Source organism: Bacillus sp. USDA818B3_A (genome assembly GCF_009928415.1).
In the GTDB taxonomy this organism is placed as follows: domain Bacteria; phylum Bacillota; class Bacilli; order Bacillales; family Cytobacillaceae; genus Neobacillus.
Genome location: NZ_JAABNN010000040.1, coordinates 1 through 18019, shown reverse-complemented (window position 1 = coordinate 18019; position 18019 = coordinate 1). Strand labels below are relative to the sequence as shown.

Here is an 18019-nt window from a genome sequence, read left to right as displayed (position 1 = left end):
GATGTATGTATCCTTCATAGGTATATGCACTTTCATTGTTAAACCATTCCAGTACAGAATTCCGTTTTCGTAGGTTAAACCCGCCTGGTTATTCTTTCCTTCAACCGAATTATATCGTCTATACTTTTTAAAATGAACCTTTTTACCATTACCGAAAAGATAGTCAGAAATAGATTTCCAGACTTGAAGGGCAATCTTCTGTACGACATGAGAATCTAAATGAACTTTTTGTTTATGTTTTGGATTCTTTGGCTTCTTTTGTTTAAAATGTTTCCCCATTTCTTTGACAATTCGCTCAGCCCCGGTTTGAGAGACATCAAATTTTCCTCTGATTTTCTTAAGTGCATCCGACCGTTCTTGGGATTTTTCATGCCCCATCCAAAATTGATACTCCTCATCGGCTCTCATAAGAGAAATATTATCTAACATTTTCCTCTTACAAGCATTGTAGATCTGACGAGCAATTTCAAATCTGATTTCTAATATATGAAGTTGAAATAATTCTAAATGCATATCGAGTTCCACTATATAACGTGATTTTTTCTCTTTAGCCATTTCAACAACCTCCAAACAAATGTTCTCTTTAATTAATTATATGGGTAATTTTAGTAATAATCAATTAATAAAACTCAGGAAGGCACAAAAAAACAGGCATTCATCACCCCATTAAAATAAGGTGCGTTCTGCCTGTTTGAATCGTAATATTTTTGAAAATAGTAACCGCTTCATTGGAGAATAGGTTATTTACAGTGTGTAAATTATTTGTCACCATTAAAAAGTAATATATCAATACTGTTAAAACTAAGGCAGAAGTGAATTTATACTTAAGAAATAGTCTTGTTGATTGTTCTTTTAATTTAATCAAGCCATCTAAAGGGATAACTAATTGCTTAGTTTTTTCCATTTTCACCTGCTCCTTTATTTTGATATTTATATTAAATACAACAAAGCTCATATAATCACTTCATAAGTTGGAAATAAAATCTTTATTCAATTAAATGACTCCATTATTGAACATAGCTAAACATCTATCTATCAACTAACTTTCCCAGTTACTTCAAAAAGAAAAAGCATTACCGTTGTTCCAGTAATGCACCCATTAGGAGAATAGTAAAAGTAAGTTTAATGCCAATAAATGTTTGCGTTGTTTTTGCACACTAGATAAATACCTTTTTTATCTCCTTTTGACAGGCAAATTGCCCACTGTTTAATTTTTGAATAATCACTCTTATCCAATAAACTTAAATCTGGGGCATTTTGATAACCACGTTCACCAAGATACTCTGATGTTGTCATTATTGAATAATGGTCCCCTTCGACTTGTTCTGGGATTTCCTCAAAGCTCTTTATAATATTTCCATTCTTTATGAAAACCATTTTCTCATAGGAACATAACACTTTATATCCTATAGGAATTTTTCTATGGACCTCACTATCATGAAAAATTTTAGAGTCCGATAGATATTGTGAATAGGAGTAGGAAAAGCCATTTGCATTAATAAAATATTTATCATTACATTCAATGCTTAAAGGATTATTGCCATTTTCAATAGGATAATCATAAATCACTGCTGGTAAAATGTCGTTATAAATAACTTTTGGAGCTTGTACCCATTCACCAACATTCTTATAAACTATCGATGTAAGTTTTTTTATTTCATCCAATGTCATAGAATTTTCCTTTTTGATTAATGAAAGGGACAGCTCATTAATCAAATGTTCTATTTTGGTTAATATTTGATTAAATGATTCTCTAGGATCATATCCCTTTTCTCTCAGTTCTTTATATGTATCCTTTAAGTCGGCTTTTATTATATCTAATTCCATACTTCCTCCCTTTAGAATAAATATATATTCCCTTCCATACGATTGACTCAAATTACAACATTTAATCTAACTACGTACTCCATTTGTTCAACTAAATGCCCCGTTAGCTAAATCACAATGGCCGCCGCTGCGATCATTGTCGAATTTAGCTTAATTCCTTAAAATATCCAATCATAAATTTCCGAAATTCCCTAACTACCTTTGAAGTATACCGCTCTGTTTTCCAGGCCATTCCTATCGTTCTTTTGCAGACAGGCTGTTCAATGTGCAATGGAACAAGTTTTTCATAGTGTGAATAGCGAAGGGTATGCTCGGTTAAAAAGGATATACCCAATCCCTCCTCTACATAGTGATGAATGGATCCCGGTTCTTCAAGTTCAAAGGCGATTTTCGGTGTGAATCCTGCTTTCTCACAAAAACCATCTGTTAGGATTCGGAAGGGATTGGCCGGCTCTCTGTGTATAAATTGTTCATCTGCCACTTCCTTTAACTGAATGCTATCTCTCCCAGCCAAATAATGGGTTTCTGGGACTACGATGAATACTTCATCCTCCATAAGATTAATCCAGCTAATTCCTTCTTTCTCAATAGGAAAGTAAGTCACACATAAATCGATTTCCCCTTTTTCCAATTGTTCCACGAGTCGAAAAGGAGAATGTAAACTTACTTGAAAATTGACGAATGGATAGGTCTTACGAAATTGACTAATCATATTTGGCAATAACGGGATATGCATGACCGAAAGTGAAATTTGATTCCTGCTCTCTCCTGCGAGTTCCGCCATCTCAAGCTGGGCAGATTCTAATTCAGAAAAAGCGCAATCTACTCCTTTTAAAAAAATTTTCCCGAATTGATTTAGTTTAATATTCCTTCCCTCTCGATCAAAGAGGGAAAAACCCAGCTCTTCTTCTAAACGAGAAATGGTTTGGCTTAGGGATGGTTGTACAATCGTAAGCTCTTTGGCAGCCCTAGTCATATGTTCAAACTTGGCAACCGTTTGGAAATACCTTAATTGTAAGAAATCCATTTGTCCACCTCTATCGATAGTCCTTAACCTATAAGTAAATAGTAATATATATATTAGTCGTTATCAATTATTTGGAGTATGATTGAGAATATCAATTATTTTGGAAGTCGAAATAAATTTTACTAATAAGAAAGGTGTTAATATGGAGATTTGGAAAAGAAATTTATTTGTTTGCTGGTTCGGTTCATTTGTGACGGCCGCTGGAATGAGTCAAATATCCCCTATGCTGCCTATCTATATTGATCAGCTAGGAGTTCACGCAACTTCAGATATTGAAAAATGGTCTGGATTGATTTTTGGTTCTACCTTTTTAATCTCAGCCATTGTTTCGCCTATATGGGGAAAACTTGCAGATAAAAAGGGCAGAAAACTAATGTTACTCCGTGCAAGCCTTGGAATGGCCATTGTGGTTTTTATGATGGCATTTGTACAAAACGTTTATGAATTGCTCGCATTACGGATGTTAATGGGAGCCGTTTCCGGTTACATTTCTGCTTCGGTTATATTAGTTGCCACACAAACACCGAAGAAACATTCAGGCTGGGCACTCGGTACTCTTTCAACAGGCTCCGTCAGCGGCGGACTTCTAGGTCCTTTAATGGGGGGTTTTATTACAGAATTCCTTGGAATTCGAAGCTGTTTTATTGTAACAAGCGTGTTATTGTTAATCGGCTTTTTTGCGGTTCTACTTTTGGTAAAAGAAGAATTTACACCTGTTCATAAAACCCCGTTAGCCTTTAGCCAGGTTTGGAAGCGAGTTCCTGATACGAGATTGCTTATTTCATTGTTTGCTAGCACATTTATTTTGCAAATTGCCAATATGTCCATTCAGCCATTAATTACGGTTTATGTAAAAGAATTATCACCACATGCAGCCCATTTATCTATGATTGCGGGAATGGTGGTGGCCGCTGCCGGTTTAGCCAATATAATCGCTGCTCCACGATTAGGTAAGCTTGCTGACCGGATTGGTTCAAGAAAAATATTGATTGGAGCACTTATTGCTGCGGGAATTATCTTTATTCCTCAAGCTTTTGTAAAAACACCATGGGAGCTCATGGGACTGCGCTTCTGTCTTGGACTTGCTACAGCTGGATTATTGCCATCCATTAACAACCTTGTCCGAACAAGTGCACCGGATGAAATTGTTGGCCGTATTTTCGGGTATAATCAATCTGCACAGTATATTGGTACTCTCGGTGGATCTGTATTAGGCGGGCAAATGGCAGCATTCTTCGGTATTCATTATGTGTTCTTCACTACAAGTGCTTTATTATTGCTAAATGCATTATGGGTTTACAGTATTAATCATATTGGTATAAGAAGAAGGACCATGTCACATATTCATTAAGAAGCACACTGAGATTTCAGCGTGTTTCTTTTTTAAAATCTAGGCATCCATCCAATCATATTTGGGTGAACAATCATAATTTAGTGTAACTTTGAATGAAAGGATGATATTAATGGTTTATTACATATTATTGCATCACTACAATCCATGGTATAAACCAATTATGGTTCCAATTATTCCTCCACCACCAGTACCACCAGCTGCTGTTACCTATCGAAATCTGTTGAACGAATATTATTTAAAATACCCTTATTAGACTAGGCTGCCGTAATAGCAGTCTGTTCCTTTTCTGTTTTAAAGGTAACTAAGAACAAAACCAGAACGTTTAGATGTGGTTTTTAATCATCAATTTAAACTTTTTTAATTTCGTTCGACAAACTCGGTTAGAATTTGATCATATGCTTCTGCCTGTGCAGGGGTTAATGATTTGGACAACCTCAAAAAGATATTTTTGTGTAAGTACCCATATTCCGTGAATGCTCCGCCTGATTCCTGAGCCGTCGTTGTTACATATTCAAAGCGTTTTTTTGCATCTTTTTTGTTGTCAAATACTTCGATGCTACCACCATATTTAACCTTAAAGTCTTCTCGCATTTCTCTTTTTACAGATTCAAGGAGCACCTTATCTTTGATCAATAGACCCTCGATAAATTTTTCTTCAACCCCACTGTCAATGAAATCCACTTTGCCGATATATCCCCCAGGTCTTCCTAACAATTCATTTGGATCATTCTCTTCATTATAAATTTTCGTATACGCAATGTTACCATTCTTCTCTTTAAAGTAGGCAATAATCTCCTCGGCGTTTTTCAAATCGTTATTTTTTGGTTTATCTGTTGCTTGATTTTTTTCTTGATTTTCCCTTTCTTGGACCCCACTGCTACAACCCGTTAACACGAATAGGATAAGGAGACCAATAAACAGCATTATTTTTTTCATCATCAACCTCCATCTCTAATTTTCCTCTTTATGTCTCTTTCATTCATGAACCAAAGGAAGAAACATTGTGATAAAAACAAAGAAGAGAGTTTATCAAAAAAAAATCTGCACCTCATTTTATTTCTTTAATTTACAAGTTCCGTTGTTCAACAAAAAAAATGACCGCCGCAGCGATCATATTATCTTGAAAAATTTAACATTCAAATTATACCATATACAATAGTTGTAGAACTTCAAAAAACATTTTAAATTTCTATTTGTTTTGCTTCATTACTTACAACAGTCCTTTTTTTAGGAGTGTAACCAGCTACTTGCTTGTGCCAGAAAAATGTAAGAACGATTCCAAAGATAAGGACTACAGTAGCAAAGTAGTATGGGTAATTTATATCGATATCAAAAAGCATCCCGCCAATAATTGGTCCACTAATGTTTGCTAAACTCGTAAACATCGAATTCATTCCACCAGCGAACCCCTGTTCTTTTCCAGCGATATTTGAAAGGTAAGAAGTAACGGCTGGGCGAAAGATATCAAATCCGACAAAAATAATAAAAGTGACCAGTAATATAGAAAAATACGAATTCACAACCGTCATTAAAAAGACAAGAAGTGTTGATAAAATTAAACTGTAGCGAATCAGTTTAATTTCACCCCAAATACGTGTAAGCCTGCCAAATAGCAGAACCTGTGCCACCGCAGCAAAAATGGCACCACCTGTAATCACAATCGCTATGTCGGATGAAGTAAATTGGAATTTGTGGTCCACAAATAAACTAAAGAACGATTCAAAGGCAGCTAATCCAAATGAGGCAATAAAAATTAATATAAACGCAAGCAAATATTTGGGTTCCAACATGCGTTTCATTCCATTTTTTTGGTCTAACTCCTGCGCATCTGCAACCTCTAAACGTTTTGGCTCTGAAAGCAAAATGATAGAAAGAATCGCCGCAATGGTTCCGAATGCCCCTGCAAAGAAAAATGGTACCCGTGTGCCAAATTCGGCTAAGAAACCGCCGATGCCTGGACCAATGATAAATCCTGTACTAATGGAAGCTGACATATACCCCAGTGCTTTAGGACGAGTATCGGTGTCTGTAATGTCCGCAATAAAGGCTGTTACCGCTGGCATGATGAATGCCGCACTAATTCCTCCTAGAAGACGGGAAATAAATAACACTTCAATGACCTTGCCCATCCCAAATAAAAATTCAGACAGACCGAAAGTAAATAAGCCAATCACAAGCATAATCTTTCGGCCCCATTTATCCACTGCTTTTCCTGAAAAAGGTGAAGCGATTAATTGAGCAATAGCAAAGGTTGCTGTTAAATAACCAACCGTTGTGCCAGTAATCCCCAATTCATTCATTAACTTAGGTAAAACTGGAATAACAAGACCAATCCCCATAAAGGCGATAAATAAATTCATTAATAATAAACCCAAAGTGACTTTTTGTTTCATTTTGTTTATTCTCCTTACTAAAGTTGAGACCAGCAAGCCCCTGTATGTTTCAATTAATTTACAATTTTCATGTTAAGCTATATAGTTACTATATAGTCAAGGGGGATGTTTGTAGAAATGAGCAAAAAAAAGGGAAAATACTTAACTACTGGTGAATTCGCAAAGCTTTGCAAGGTCAATAAACAGACCCTTTTTTATTACGATCAAATCGGGCTTTTGTCGCCGGTATTAAAAAATGAAAAGGGATATCGCTATTATTCAATTAACCAATTAGAGTTATTTTTTGTCATTGATTTATTAAAGGATCTCGGAATGTCTCTAACCGATATTCACCAATACGTACAAAATAAGTCACCTGAAAGTTTTTTAGCTTTGATGTATGAAAAAAAAGAAGAGATCGTGAAAAAACGTCAGGAGATTGAATTGAAGGAAAAAGTAATCGAAACGAGAATTGCTTTGATGGAGGAAGCAACACTAACTGATTTTCAGCAAATTACTCTTAAAGAGCTGCCAGAAGCAAGGCTCTATTTAAGCAGAAATATTGAAAATATGACGAACGAAGAATTTATAGAGGTGGTTTCAGAATTCATTAATGAACTGAACTTATCGCATTTTGATACTGGATACCCTATTGGTTCAATCACTAAAAGAGAGCAAGTATTACAAGGTGAATTCTCCAATTATAGCTATTTATATATTGAACAGCCAAATCCAATGGCAGGATATCCATACTTTCACGCAGTAAAGGGTCTATTTTTGATTGGGTATCATGTTGGTGATGAGAAAACAATTGAGAGTACATATAAGCGACTTTTCTCAGAAATGGAACGTTTACAATTGGAACTAGGTGATTATGTGTTTGAAGAATATATTTATGATACGGTTGTTAAAAATCATAAGGAGAACTATGTTACTAAAATAATGATAGAAGTTAGGTGAATGCCCCCTCCCTTTAATACTGGAAGTAATTTTCAATTTTCAGCAGTATCATCTCTATCTGAACAAAATAAAAGCATCCAATTCGGATGCTTAATTATCTATTTGAAATATACTCGATATGTTCTCTAATCTTATAACCACATCTCCGAAAATAGGATAAAAACCATTCATTTTCGAATCATTTTCATATTTGATATCATTAAAGAAATCTTTTAATGACATATCTAATTCATGTGTTTCTCCACCGGCCATTTTTATTACTATCATTCCTAATCCCTCCTTACTAACATTTATTCATATTAGTATGAAAGAATTCATGAATATTGAGATCCTTTTAAGCTTTTACCTGAGTTGATCAAAACGTATTAACCTTTTATGCTGGAAGATTTGTAATATGTTCAGTTAAGTATTTTTGAACAATAAGAAAAAAAGCCGCCAACCATCTGACAGCTAAATCAATGAATATTATGCTTTCTAAAATTACCGCCCTTTACTTCTGCAACGTCGTATACAGTAACAAAGGCTTTAGGATCCTGTTCATTAATAATTTCCTTCAGTTTCGTTTCTTCCAAGCGGTTAATCACACAGGTGATTTCTTTAAATTTTTCATGGGAAAAACCTCCATACGCTACTTTATACGTGGCACTTCGCCCTAAACGATCACGGATGGTCTCTACCATTACTTCGGGTTCAGCGGTGATAATATTAAAGGTTTTCGAACCACTTAGACCCTCTTCCACAATGTGAATGACTTTTGAAGCAATAAAGTAAGCAATTGCCGAAAGAATTGCCCCTTGTAAACCAAATACAATCGAAACGAAAATAAACACAAAAATATTCAAGAAAAGAATGAGATCACTTGTACCAAATGGTAATTTTCTTGAAAGAAGTACTGCAAGCATGTCAATACCATCTAATGCACCGCCATTACGCAAGGCTAAGCCCATCCCAAATCCAATGATAATTCCGCCCACAACGGTAATTAACAACGTATCCCCTTCGATAATAGCTGGGGTATGATGCATGAGGATTGTACCAATCGCAAGTGACACAATTCCAATGATCGAAAATAAGGCAAAACTTTTTCCAATTTGTTTATAACCTAACCAGATAAAAGGAAGGTTTATAATGGCAATAAGAACTCCTAATGGTAAATCAAATAGTTCTGAACCAACGATACTTAGCCCCGTAACTCCCCCATCCGATACGTTGTTTGGGATGAGGACCGTTTCAAGTCCGTATGCTGCAATAAATCCCCCGATAATGACCATTATTCCTCTCAGGGCCAATTTTAGTTTATTCGTTTTATGTAATTTGTTTGTCTTCATTTTATTCATCTCTTTTACTTCTTTTTTGGAATATGCTTTACTCATTCATCGTGATCCCCCTATGTATGATTTGAACTTATAAATTGACATCGATCTGGGTGGTAATCATGTCATCCTTCGTTATTCCTAAAAATTTTAGTGTCTCTGCTGGTGTAGAATGGTTAAAGTGTTTTTGTAAAAGTGCAATTGAGACACCTTGTTTAAATGCATGAAATCCAAAGGTCTTTGCCATTGAATTGGTCCCTATCTTTCCTTCAATACCAACATTAACAGCTGCTTCATGGATAATTCGATAGGCCTGTTGGCGAGTAATCGGCTGGTTAAACTTACGTGATTGAAATAAATAGATCTGTTCTCCGATATTGACTTGGCTTAAATAAGTCATTACCGCTTCCTTCACTTTTTTATTTAAAAATACGGACTGCCTCCTTTCACTCTCCATTTCCGAGTAATGATAAAAATCCTTGATTTCTCCCTCACTAGTAAAAAGTTCCTTTACCTTAATCAAGAGCAGCTCAGATATTTTTAGGCCTGTATTAATTCCAAAGACAAACAATAAATAATCCCGGGCAGAATGTTTTTTAAGGTATTCTTTTATGGAATTTATTTGTTCTAGGTCTCTAAGTGCATCGACTGTTTCCAACTGATCATTACCCCTTCAATGTTACTAAAATAAGTATAATTAATAATTGAGTAACATTCAAACTTTACGCTTGTGATATTTTTACTTTTCTATTTTCTGTTTTAACGTTTCATTAAAAAGCAAGGCCATTTGGCCCCGCTTATTATTTGACGATTATTTTTCCAACCATTCCTTCGTGCAAATGGTACCGGCATACCAGATCATATGTACCGGGATTTGTCGGTTTCACGATAATGGTTTCTTGTTTTCCAGGCTGGATTTCTGTGTCAATTTTGAGCTTTTCCACGGTGAAGGTGTGCTCTTTTCTGCCCTTGTTCTTCAAGATCAGCGTTGTCGCTTTTCTATTCGGAAGGGTAATTTCTTTTGGGTTAAAGTAATCATCGTTCAATTCGATCTCCATCGCTTTTGCTGGTTCTATAGGCTGTGTCAGGGACTCTGATTCAGCACGGACACTGAGTGAGCTTGTGGTTGAGACCATCACCATCAGTGCGAATAAAACGCCTAAGCTTGTTAACCACTTTTTCATATACAATTTCATCCCTCCTTTCTAAGACTATTTTTTTCCAATTTATAAAATATTATCAGGAAAAGGCCGGAAGCATATTAAATGTTTAGGATTGGTCAATAAAACCTTGCAGGAGCCTCTATCTTTTGAGGCGGCGGTGGTCTTTGAGAAACGTTTCTACTGGAATGTTCACGTATAAAAAGCCAAAGAAAACAGCAATATTACCCGAAATTCGGTATAATTGTAAGGGTTAAATCGTGGAATGTTTTCAAAGTGGGACTTGTTGCGTGGAAATTGTGTTGAGAGGAAGTTGTATATTGTTCAAAGCCGTTTTTATTTTTATATTAGCCGGTTTAGCCGAAATTGGTGGTGGATACCTTATATGGCTTTGGTTAAGGGAAGGAAAGTCTGCCTATTTAGGACTAGTTGGAGGAATAGCCTTAGTTTTATATGGGGTGATCGCCACTCTTCAATCCTTTCCATCCTTTGGCAGAGTCTATGCTGCCTATGGGGGGATATTTATTTTTCTCTCCGTATTATGGGGATGGGGTGTAGATAAAAAAACACCTGATTTATATGATTGGTTAGGTGCAGGAATATGTTTAGTTGGTGTTTCTGTCATGTTATTAGCACCCCGTCAATAAAATGATCGTTTACATTCTTTGGAAAGGGAGATGAATTTGTGAAAAAACAATTTCTTTTTATTCTCACGGTCATGCTGCTTTTACTAGCAATGGCTGGATGTTCATCAAATGAACAAACGAAAAAGCCAGATGAGCAGAAACAAGAAGTTTATGAGAAGACAGTGGAGGTGACCATTTCAGCAGCTGCTAGTTTACAAGATGCGTTAAATGAGATTAAAGCAAACTTCGAGAAAGAACATACGAACGTAAAAGTAAACTTTAACTTTGGTGCTTCAGGAGCATTGCAGCAGCAAATTTCACAAGGAGCACCTGTCGATCTATTCTTTTCTGCTGCTGTGGACAAATTTGATAAATTAGTGCAAGACGGACTGATCGACAAGTCTAGTGGAATAGATTTAGTTGGAAATGAACTTGTCTTAGTGGTTCCAATCGACTCAAAAAAAGAGATTAAAACATTTGGGGACCTCACCAAAACAGATAAAATTTCCATCGGTACCCCAGAAGCCGTCCCGGCAGGACAATATGCAAAGGCGACATTAGAAAAATTACATGTTTGGACAGCTATTGATGGGAAAGTGGTCTATGCCAAGGATGTCAGGCAGGTGCTTACATATGTAGAGACGAACAATGTTGACGCAGGAATTGTCTATAAAACCGATGCATTGATTTCTAAAAAGGTTAAAATTGCAGCAACAGCAGACGAGAGTTCTCACGCTCCTATTATTTATCCTTTGGGTGTGATCAAGAACAGTATCCATCCAAAAGAAGCCCAGTTATTCTGCGACTATCTACAAAATGATTATTCGATGAAAATTTTTGAAAAGTTTGGGTTTAAGGGTCTGAAATAAAATTATTGGCCACCTTGGCCATGCCCAGCCACTATAAAGGAAAAACGCTTGAGGTACTTTTAACTACCTTAAGCGTTTTTGTATTCTAAATTCGTTGAATCCCTTACTATATCCCTTCTATTTTTATCCATCTATATTTTCCCCATCACAATTAAGATACATGTACATAAACTAGTAGATTAATAAGATAAGGCGCTTTTTTATCTCATGCTGTTGTAAAGAATGCTATAATGGTTGAAAGCACTTTCTTTTTATCTGTATAGATAAGAGAAATATAACAGTAAGAATGGAGTGATCCTCATGGAGCGCAGAAAAAATTGGGCAGGTAATTATCAATATAGTACGAATAACTGGCATGTACCTGAAACGGTTGAAGAAGTTCAACAATTGGTTTCAAGTATAAAAAAGCTGCGTGTAGTCGGGTCGCGTCACTCGTTTAATAGTATCGCAGATTCTACTGAAAATATGATTTCCTTGCAGAAGCTGAACAAAGTAATTTCCATTGATCGAGAAAAACAAACTGTCACTGTCGAAGCAGGAATTAAATATGGAGAACTTTGCCCTGTGCTTCAGCAACATGGCTATGCCCTACATAACCTTGCTTCCCTTCCGCATATTTCAGTTGCAGGGGCTATTGCTACAGCCACACATGGTTCAGGAAATGACAATCAGAATTTGGCTGCAGCGGTCCGTGCGATGGAAGTAGTCACTGCTGATGGAAGTATTGTCACTTTTTCCAAAGAAAAATCAGAAGACGAATTACACGGCGCAGTTGTTGGACTTGGCGGACTAGGTGTAGTCACAAAGCTAATGCTTGATGTCCATCCAAGTCATCAAATGAGGCAGGATGTTTATGAGAACCTTCCTTTTGCACAGCTAGATCAACATTTTAATTCCATTTTTTCAAGTGCCTATAGCGTTAGTTTGTTTACCGATTGGCAGGATGAAACGTTTAACCAGGTCTGGCTGAAGAGTAAATGGACGGATGATCAGACTTTTTCATTGGGAGAGGAATTCTATGGAGCAAAAGCAGCCAAAGAAAGTCTTCATCCAGTACCGGGAGTTGGAGCAGAGAATTGTACAGCGCAGCTAGGAGTCCCAGGGAATTGGCTTGACCGTATGCCACACTTCAGAATGGATTTTACCCCTAGTAAAGGTCAAGAGCTGCAAAGTGAATATATTATGGACCGTAAACATGCCTATGACGCTCTTTGTGCGCTTAGTGAAATCCGGGAACATATCGCTCCACATTTACTTACATCCGAGGTGCGGACCATTGCACAGGACCATCTTTGGTTAAGCCCATCCTATCAGGAGGACTCCGTTGCCTTTCACTTTACTTGGCATGATCGATGGGAAGATGTTCAGCAGGTGCTTCCTCTCATCGAAGCTCAGCTTGAGCCTTTTCAAGCAAAACCGCATTGGGGAAAATTGTTTACTACCTCCCCTGCTAAAATACAAGCACTTTATGAAAAGATGCCTGCCTTTCAGAAACTTTTAATGAAGTATGATCCAAATGGCAAGTTTCGCAATGCCTATTTGAATAAATATGTATTTAATGAGGTTACGCAAAAGTGCTAAATAAAATTAAAGGCATATTGCTTAATTATAATTAACTTTTGTAATTATTTTTGCTTTCCATATTCCCTTCTTCCTATGACAAAAGCAAGTACACTACAAATATTAAAGCTGCAAATTTGTGCCTTTAATATTTGTAGTAATGTCCATTATAGGAAGAATAGTTGTTTCTAATATATAAAAAACTATGTATTTTTTAAATATTAGAACGTTCTTCGACCATACTTAATCCTCTCCTGCCGTTATATCCAGTTCAAATATACGTGGAATATGTCTTCCGGTTGGTACCGATTGGAAAGATGGTCTTAATATAGGCTTTTGGCTTTCCTGATAGGAATCAATTTCCTCTACCGTCAGTAACGATTCATTTGTCCAGTTCTTCAAAATACCAACAACATAATTTAATCTTCGCTTGTTATTGGCACATGCAATATTCATAGCTTTGAGAATCACCTCTTTTGGCTGTAAGAAGCGGGAATCATCTATCCAAGCTAACAGCTGCTCTTTCGCATGGACGTTCGAAAAACCAAAACCATTGTTATCCCAAAACTCAACGATTTCTTTTACCTCTTTTGCTTTTTGATGATTAGCAGCGTTTGAACGTTTTTCAATGATTGGAGAAGCATCATTTTTTTCTTGTTTAGTGCCTCTTTGTCCATCTTTCATATGTAATGTTTCGTCAAATTCAGCATATTCTAAGTCTCGGTATAGATCATTTTCTTCTTGAACGTTCATGTCATTGTCGAAGAACATCTCTTCTTTATTAGAATATGATTCAAATACACTGCAAATCTCCTGTTTATGAATGGATTCTGCCACATATGAAATAAGTGATTGATCTTGGACCTCTTTTAATTCGGCATTAATACAATCCATCACCGGTTTTCCACCTTTATGAAGGTTATAAAGCCCCCAGTTTTTTATCGCCAGTTCTCTCGTTTCAGGATTGTATCGAATCAACTTATGGTGCTGGGTGAAACGTACCATTAATGACTGTACCGTCTCTATGGTATAGCCTAAATCAAAAGCCATTTGTTTTTTCGTAATCATATAAATTCCAATTTGCGTTGTATTTGGATTCGTAAGTAGATAAAGATAAAAATACTTGTCCTCCACGGTCATTTCTTCTGAAACAATCGGATCCTTCCAAAAATCAGTACGTATAATTCTAAACTTTGCCATCTGAAATCACTGCCTTTCTTCTCATCATTTTTCACTGTTTATATATGTTTGGTTGAATAAATTGGGCAGTAGGTTTTCTCCAATAATGTGGATATTTTGTGACAATTATTTTCGCTTACTGATTACTTGTTTTTCTATATTCTACTCGTTTATTTTTTTATTACTTAGCATATTTGAACATTCACTGTGTTTGGCTTGTTCACTATCTGGGAGCAAGTTTTTCTTGTTGTTGTTTTTTATTTATAATCTTTTTCTTTTTCTTTTTTTTCTTTTTGTCCACCTATCGTAAACCGGTACGTAAACGTGTCGTCGTTCTATCTTTTTTGTGCTTTTGGAATAAGTCCTTTTTAACTTTGTTCTATAAGATGAGAAAAACCCAATCCTCCTTTATGGAAAATTGGGTTTCCTTGATTATTATCAAATATTTAATTATGCCCAACGATTGGATGTGGTACATAGGGCTCTTCAAGAAACGCCATTTCTTCTGGTGACAGCTTTACCGACAGAGAACCTACCGCCCCTTCGAGATGAGAGATTTTTGTTGCACCGATAATAGGAGATGTTACTGGTTCTTTCTGAAGCAGCCAAGCTAGTGCGATATGAATACGTGGAACACCATGTTTTTCTGCAAGTGAGGCAACCCGTTCGACAACTAATCGGTCTGCATCTGCAGTCGCATCATACTTAGATTTTAGAATTTGGTCCGTTTCGGAGCGAAGCGTTGTTTCTGACCAATCACGAGTCAATCTTCCTGATGCAAGCGGGCTGTAAGGTGTCACAGCAATTTTCTCTTCTTTACAAAGTGGAAGCATTTCTCTTTCTTCTTCACGATAGATTAGATTGTAATGGTCCTGCATCGACACAAAGCGGGTCCAGCCATTTTTCTCTGCTACATGTAATGCCTTTTGAAATTGCCATGCGTACATGGCAGATGCACCAATGTACCGTGCCTTCCCAGCTTTCACTACATCATGCAATGCTTCCATCGTTTCTTCAATCGGAGTATGGTAGTCCCAGCGATGGATAATATAAAGATCTACATAATCAGTTCCTAGTCTTTTAAGACTCTTATCAATTTCACTCAAAATGGCTTTTCTGGATAGACCCGCACCATTAGGTCCTTCATGCATTCTACCATGCAGTTTTGTTGCAATAACAACTTCATCACGATTTGCAAAATCTTTTAGGGCGCGTCCTAGAAATTCTTCACTAGTTCCCATTGAATACACGTTCGCTGTATCAAAAAAGTTGATTCCCAGATCCAATGCTTTTTTGATAATAGAGCGACTTTGCTCTTCATTCAGGACCCATTGATGAATCCATTTTTCGGCTTCTCCAAAACTCATGCAGCCAAGACAAAATCTAGATACATCCAATCCTGTATTACCAAGTTTCACATATTCCATTTATTTATTACTCCCTTCCCTTATTGCCCATTTCCATTTATGTTTGTAAATTACACTTTTAATTATGTCACAAATCTTATACAAACCCTAAACCCAATCCTATCAAGTTTTTGCCTAATCCTATCAAACCCCTTTCTGACTCTGTGAATATCAAGTAAAATGAAACCATCTAAGGTGAAATAAAAGGAGGCAGAAAATGTCTGAGAACATCGATAAGCAACATGAATTAGGCAAACTTATAGAGCGTTATTCAGGTAAAGATGGTGTCCATCCTACCACCATCCCATCACTATTTCTCATCCATGAATCCATTATCACCGAACCCATCTCTCGAGTGAACGAGACCTCCTTTTGCCTTATCGTCCAAGGCGAGAAAGAGGTATGGTTGGGAGAAGAATGCTTTAGGTATGGTTCTGGACATTACATTGTGGCATCCGTAGACTTGCCAGTTACAGGGCAAGTAATCAAAGCCTCAGCTGACTCCCCCTATTTGGCACTCAAAATTGAATTTGCAGCAAGCGAAATCTTAGAGGTTTTAAGTGCTACAGATATTCAATCAGGACATAGAAAAAATGCGAAACGAGCAATGTTTATTAGTGAAGTAGAGCCATTTTTGTTGGATGCAGTAATCAGATTAGCTGCTTTGCTAGACAATCCGAAGCATATCCCAATCCTAGCTCCGTTATTTAAGAAAGAAATCCTTTATTGGGTTCTGCAAGGTCCGCACGGGGAAGCACTGGAGCAAATGGCGTTAGAGGGCAGCAATGCGATCCGAATCAGAAACGTAATCGAACATATAATGAATAACTATGAGAAGTCCTTTAGAATAGAGGATTTAGCGGAAATAGCGAATATGAGTGTGGCTTCGTTTCATCGGCATTTTAAAGAGGTAACCGCAATGAGTCCCATTCAGTTTCAAAAACAATTGAGATTGCAGGAAGCTAGGCGTTTGTTGTTAGCTGAATCTTCAGATGTAGGTGATGTCGCTTTCAGAGTAGGTTACGAAAGTCAATCTCAATTCAGCCGGGAATATTCCCGCATGTTCGGTTTCTCGCCTAGAGCAGACATAAACCGACTGAGAGAGAACTACATTTAATTCCTATTTCGGAGAACATCTATAAGCGTCTAATCACGCTAAAAATCAAATAATCATTTATTTGGAAAAAATCTAAGATAAATCTACATCCCCCGGGTTTATCCCTTTTTGAAAGGAGAAAGGTAAATGAACAGTCCAATCTAAGATCCCCTAATAATCCATATTTAATTTGAAATATCAGGGGATCTAGAATGAATCTGAATAAAACTTTGTAATGCACCCTATAGTTCAATAAAACTACTTTACTTCTAAAACAAATGCATAAAAAGCATCTCCATGAGATAGGTTTTCTTCTTTTTCATCCATCCACCATACACCATAAGAATAAAAATATACCCCTTTTTGAGTAGGTGCGGAAAAAGCATTTTCTTTTATCAAGATTTCATTTTCTTTATTTTCACTAATCTGAATAAGATGGAGTTCATTTGGTTTTGGTTCATAGTCCATTATAAAAGATATTTTCTCGCCAGGAATTACCTTAATAGGTTCTTTTCCTTTTAATAGTTCAACCGGTCCAGCCGTATCAGCACATGTACCTTTCCAACAATACGTGCCAAGTTTTGTTTTATACTTCTCATTACCAATTTTTATATATACTTCTGGAGGCTTTTCTCCAGACATTACCTCTTTTGAACAACCCATAATGGTAAGTCCAAACAGGACTACAAATATAAAAAGACATTTGTTCATAGGCACCCTCCTTTATGGTTAAAGACGTAAAAAATTAAGAAAGGGTTACTAATATAGTTATCAGCCTCGCGGTTGATTTAACTATTTATGTATGTTATATGAGAAATATTTCCATCAAAAAAGCCGATTCTCTTTTTTAAATTTGAGAACCGACTTGTGGTGGATAAATATGAAATTCAATATAAATTTTCAATTATAATCATCCTTACGTTTTTTGGTTGAATTATTTCATCACATAACAACTGCCAAGATGTTCAAACGCCTTCGCTACTACTTTAACAAATTTTTTCATTTAAGTTCCCACCTTCCTAAAAAGTATACTCTTATTATCTGTTTAAAAGTCTTTTTAGACAAAGCTGAAGAAAACGCAAACATACGTCATGAAAACGGGAACATCTCCAGTGAAAGCGTGTCTCATGTACCATTCTCTTATTATTTCATCTTTTTTCCATCCCTCTCCGTTCTTTCTAAAAAAACCGGCTTTCGAAGACCTCTCTCCAAATAAGTCGAGTAGAAGGGAGCCTTTCTACCTTGCGGTAAATTGTACTCCTCCCCCCTC

19 protein-coding genes and 1 pseudogene are annotated in these 18019 nt (G+C 36.5%); 7 read left to right on the top strand and 13 right to left on the bottom strand.

Annotated features, from left to right (window positions below; all coding sequences use genetic code 11):
- From GXK58_RS26345 to GXK58_RS26330, 4 genes and pseudogenes are all read right to left on the bottom strand, one after another.
- Positions 1 to 555, bottom strand: a pseudogene (locus tag GXK58_RS26345) (hypothetical protein); the annotation flags it as partial.
- A 103-nt stretch (positions 556 to 658) separates the two neighbouring features.
- Positions 659 to 904 carry a hypothetical protein gene (locus tag GXK58_RS26340; protein WP_160726138.1) on the bottom strand — a complete coding sequence of 82 codons (246 nt, stop codon included), beginning with the start codon at positions 902 to 904 and terminating at the stop codon, positions 659 to 661.
- A 218-nt stretch (positions 905 to 1122) separates the two neighbouring features.
- Entirely contained in the window at positions 1123 to 1827 is a 705-nt protein-coding gene (locus GXK58_RS26335; protein ID WP_160726137.1) for a hypothetical protein, read from the bottom strand.
- A gap of 145 nt (positions 1828 to 1972) precedes the next feature.
- On the bottom strand, positions 1973 to 2854 hold the full coding sequence (locus tag GXK58_RS26330) for a LysR family transcriptional regulator (RefSeq protein WP_160726136.1): 882 nt from the start codon (positions 2852 to 2854) through the stop codon (positions 1973 to 1975).
- 142 nt (positions 2855 to 2996) lie between these two features.
- On the opposite strand from GXK58_RS26330, the gene GXK58_RS26325 reads away from it, so the two are divergent.
- On the top strand, positions 2997 to 4205 hold the full coding sequence (locus GXK58_RS26325; protein WP_160726135.1) for a multidrug efflux MFS transporter: 1209 nt from the start codon (positions 2997 to 2999) through the stop codon (positions 4203 to 4205).
- A gap of 112 nt (positions 4206 to 4317) precedes the next feature.
- Positions 4318 to 4461 (top strand): hypothetical protein, encoded by a 144-nt coding sequence (locus tag GXK58_RS26320; protein ID WP_160726134.1) that lies wholly within the window; start codon positions 4318 to 4320, stop codon positions 4459 to 4461.
- Positions 4462 to 4565: 104 nt separating this feature from the next.
- Here GXK58_RS26320 and GXK58_RS26315 read toward each other — a convergent pair whose 3' ends face one another.
- Positions 4566 to 5144, bottom strand: a complete 579-nt coding sequence (locus GXK58_RS26315; protein WP_237389791.1) for a hypothetical protein — start codon at positions 5142 to 5144, stop codon at positions 4566 to 4568.
- A 245-nt stretch (positions 5145 to 5389) separates the two neighbouring features.
- Entirely contained in the window at positions 5390 to 6601 is a 1212-nt protein-coding gene (gene norA, locus GXK58_RS26310; protein ID WP_160726132.1) for a multidrug efflux MFS transporter NorA, read from the bottom strand.
- 117 nt (positions 6602 to 6718) lie between these two features.
- Here norA and GXK58_RS26305 point away from each other — a divergent pair, with 117 nt between their 5' ends.
- Positions 6719 to 7540, top strand: coding sequence for a MerR family transcriptional regulator (locus GXK58_RS26305; protein WP_160726131.1), 822 nt, complete (start codon positions 6719 to 6721; stop codon positions 7538 to 7540).
- 90 nt (positions 7541 to 7630) lie between these two features.
- Here the strand turns inward: GXK58_RS26305 and GXK58_RS26300 are convergent, their stop codons facing one another.
- The 4 genes from GXK58_RS26300 to GXK58_RS26285 all read right to left on the bottom strand — a co-directional run bounded on the left by GXK58_RS26300 (position 7631) and on the right by GXK58_RS26285 (position 10043).
- The gene (locus tag GXK58_RS26300; protein WP_160726130.1) at positions 7631 to 7807 is read right to left on the bottom strand and encodes a hypothetical protein; all 177 of its coding nucleotides are present in this window, start codon (positions 7805 to 7807) and stop codon (positions 7631 to 7633) included.
- Between the two features lie 188 nt (positions 7808 to 7995).
- The gene (locus GXK58_RS26295; protein WP_202171462.1) at positions 7996 to 8868 is read right to left on the bottom strand and encodes a YitT family protein; all 873 of its coding nucleotides are present in this window, start codon (positions 8866 to 8868) and stop codon (positions 7996 to 7998) included.
- Between the two features lie 76 nt (positions 8869 to 8944).
- Positions 8945 to 9511, bottom strand: a complete 567-nt coding sequence (locus tag GXK58_RS26290; RefSeq protein WP_160726129.1) for a tyrosine-type recombinase/integrase — start codon at positions 9509 to 9511, stop codon at positions 8945 to 8947.
- A 142-nt stretch (positions 9512 to 9653) separates the two neighbouring features.
- Entirely contained in the window at positions 9654 to 10043 is a 390-nt protein-coding gene (locus GXK58_RS26285) for a cupredoxin domain-containing protein (RefSeq protein WP_160726128.1), read from the bottom strand.
- Positions 10044 to 10333: 290 nt separating this feature from the next.
- Here GXK58_RS26285 and GXK58_RS26280 point away from each other — a divergent pair, with 290 nt between their 5' ends.
- From GXK58_RS26280 to GXK58_RS26270, 3 genes are all read left to right on the top strand, one after another.
- Entirely contained in the window at positions 10334 to 10660 is a 327-nt protein-coding gene (locus tag GXK58_RS26280; RefSeq protein WP_160726127.1) for a YnfA family protein, read from the top strand.
- Positions 10661 to 10698: 38 nt separating this feature from the next.
- Entirely contained in the window at positions 10699 to 11508 is an 810-nt protein-coding gene (modA, locus tag GXK58_RS26275) for a molybdate ABC transporter substrate-binding protein (protein WP_160726126.1), read from the top strand.
- A gap of 300 nt (positions 11509 to 11808) precedes the next feature.
- Positions 11809 to 13089, top strand: coding sequence for an FAD-binding protein (locus GXK58_RS26270; protein WP_160726125.1), 1281 nt, complete (start codon positions 11809 to 11811; stop codon positions 13087 to 13089).
- A 222-nt stretch (positions 13090 to 13311) separates the two neighbouring features.
- Here GXK58_RS26270 and GXK58_RS26265 read toward each other — a convergent pair whose 3' ends face one another.
- Together GXK58_RS26265 and GXK58_RS26260 are read right to left on the bottom strand one after the other, a co-directional pair.
- On the bottom strand, positions 13312 to 14268 hold the full coding sequence (locus GXK58_RS26265; RefSeq protein WP_237389790.1) for a DnaD domain protein: 957 nt from the start codon (positions 14266 to 14268) through the stop codon (positions 13312 to 13314).
- 425 nt (positions 14269 to 14693) lie between these two features.
- The gene (locus GXK58_RS26260; RefSeq protein ID WP_160726124.1) at positions 14694 to 15674 is read right to left on the bottom strand and encodes an aldo/keto reductase; all 981 of its coding nucleotides are present in this window, start codon (positions 15672 to 15674) and stop codon (positions 14694 to 14696) included.
- Between the two features lie 196 nt (positions 15675 to 15870).
- Here GXK58_RS26260 and GXK58_RS26255 point away from each other — a divergent pair, with 196 nt between their 5' ends.
- Positions 15871 to 16770: an AraC family transcriptional regulator gene (locus tag GXK58_RS26255; protein WP_160726123.1), complete on the top strand. Its 900-nt coding sequence runs from the start codon at positions 15871 to 15873 to the stop codon at positions 16768 to 16770.
- A 237-nt stretch (positions 16771 to 17007) separates the two neighbouring features.
- On the opposite strand, the gene GXK58_RS26250 is transcribed toward GXK58_RS26255, so the two are convergent.
- On the bottom strand, positions 17008 to 17460 hold the full coding sequence (locus tag GXK58_RS26250; protein ID WP_237389789.1) for a hypothetical protein: 453 nt from the start codon (positions 17458 to 17460) through the stop codon (positions 17008 to 17010).
- Between the last annotated feature and the right edge of the window lie 559 nt (positions 17461 to 18019).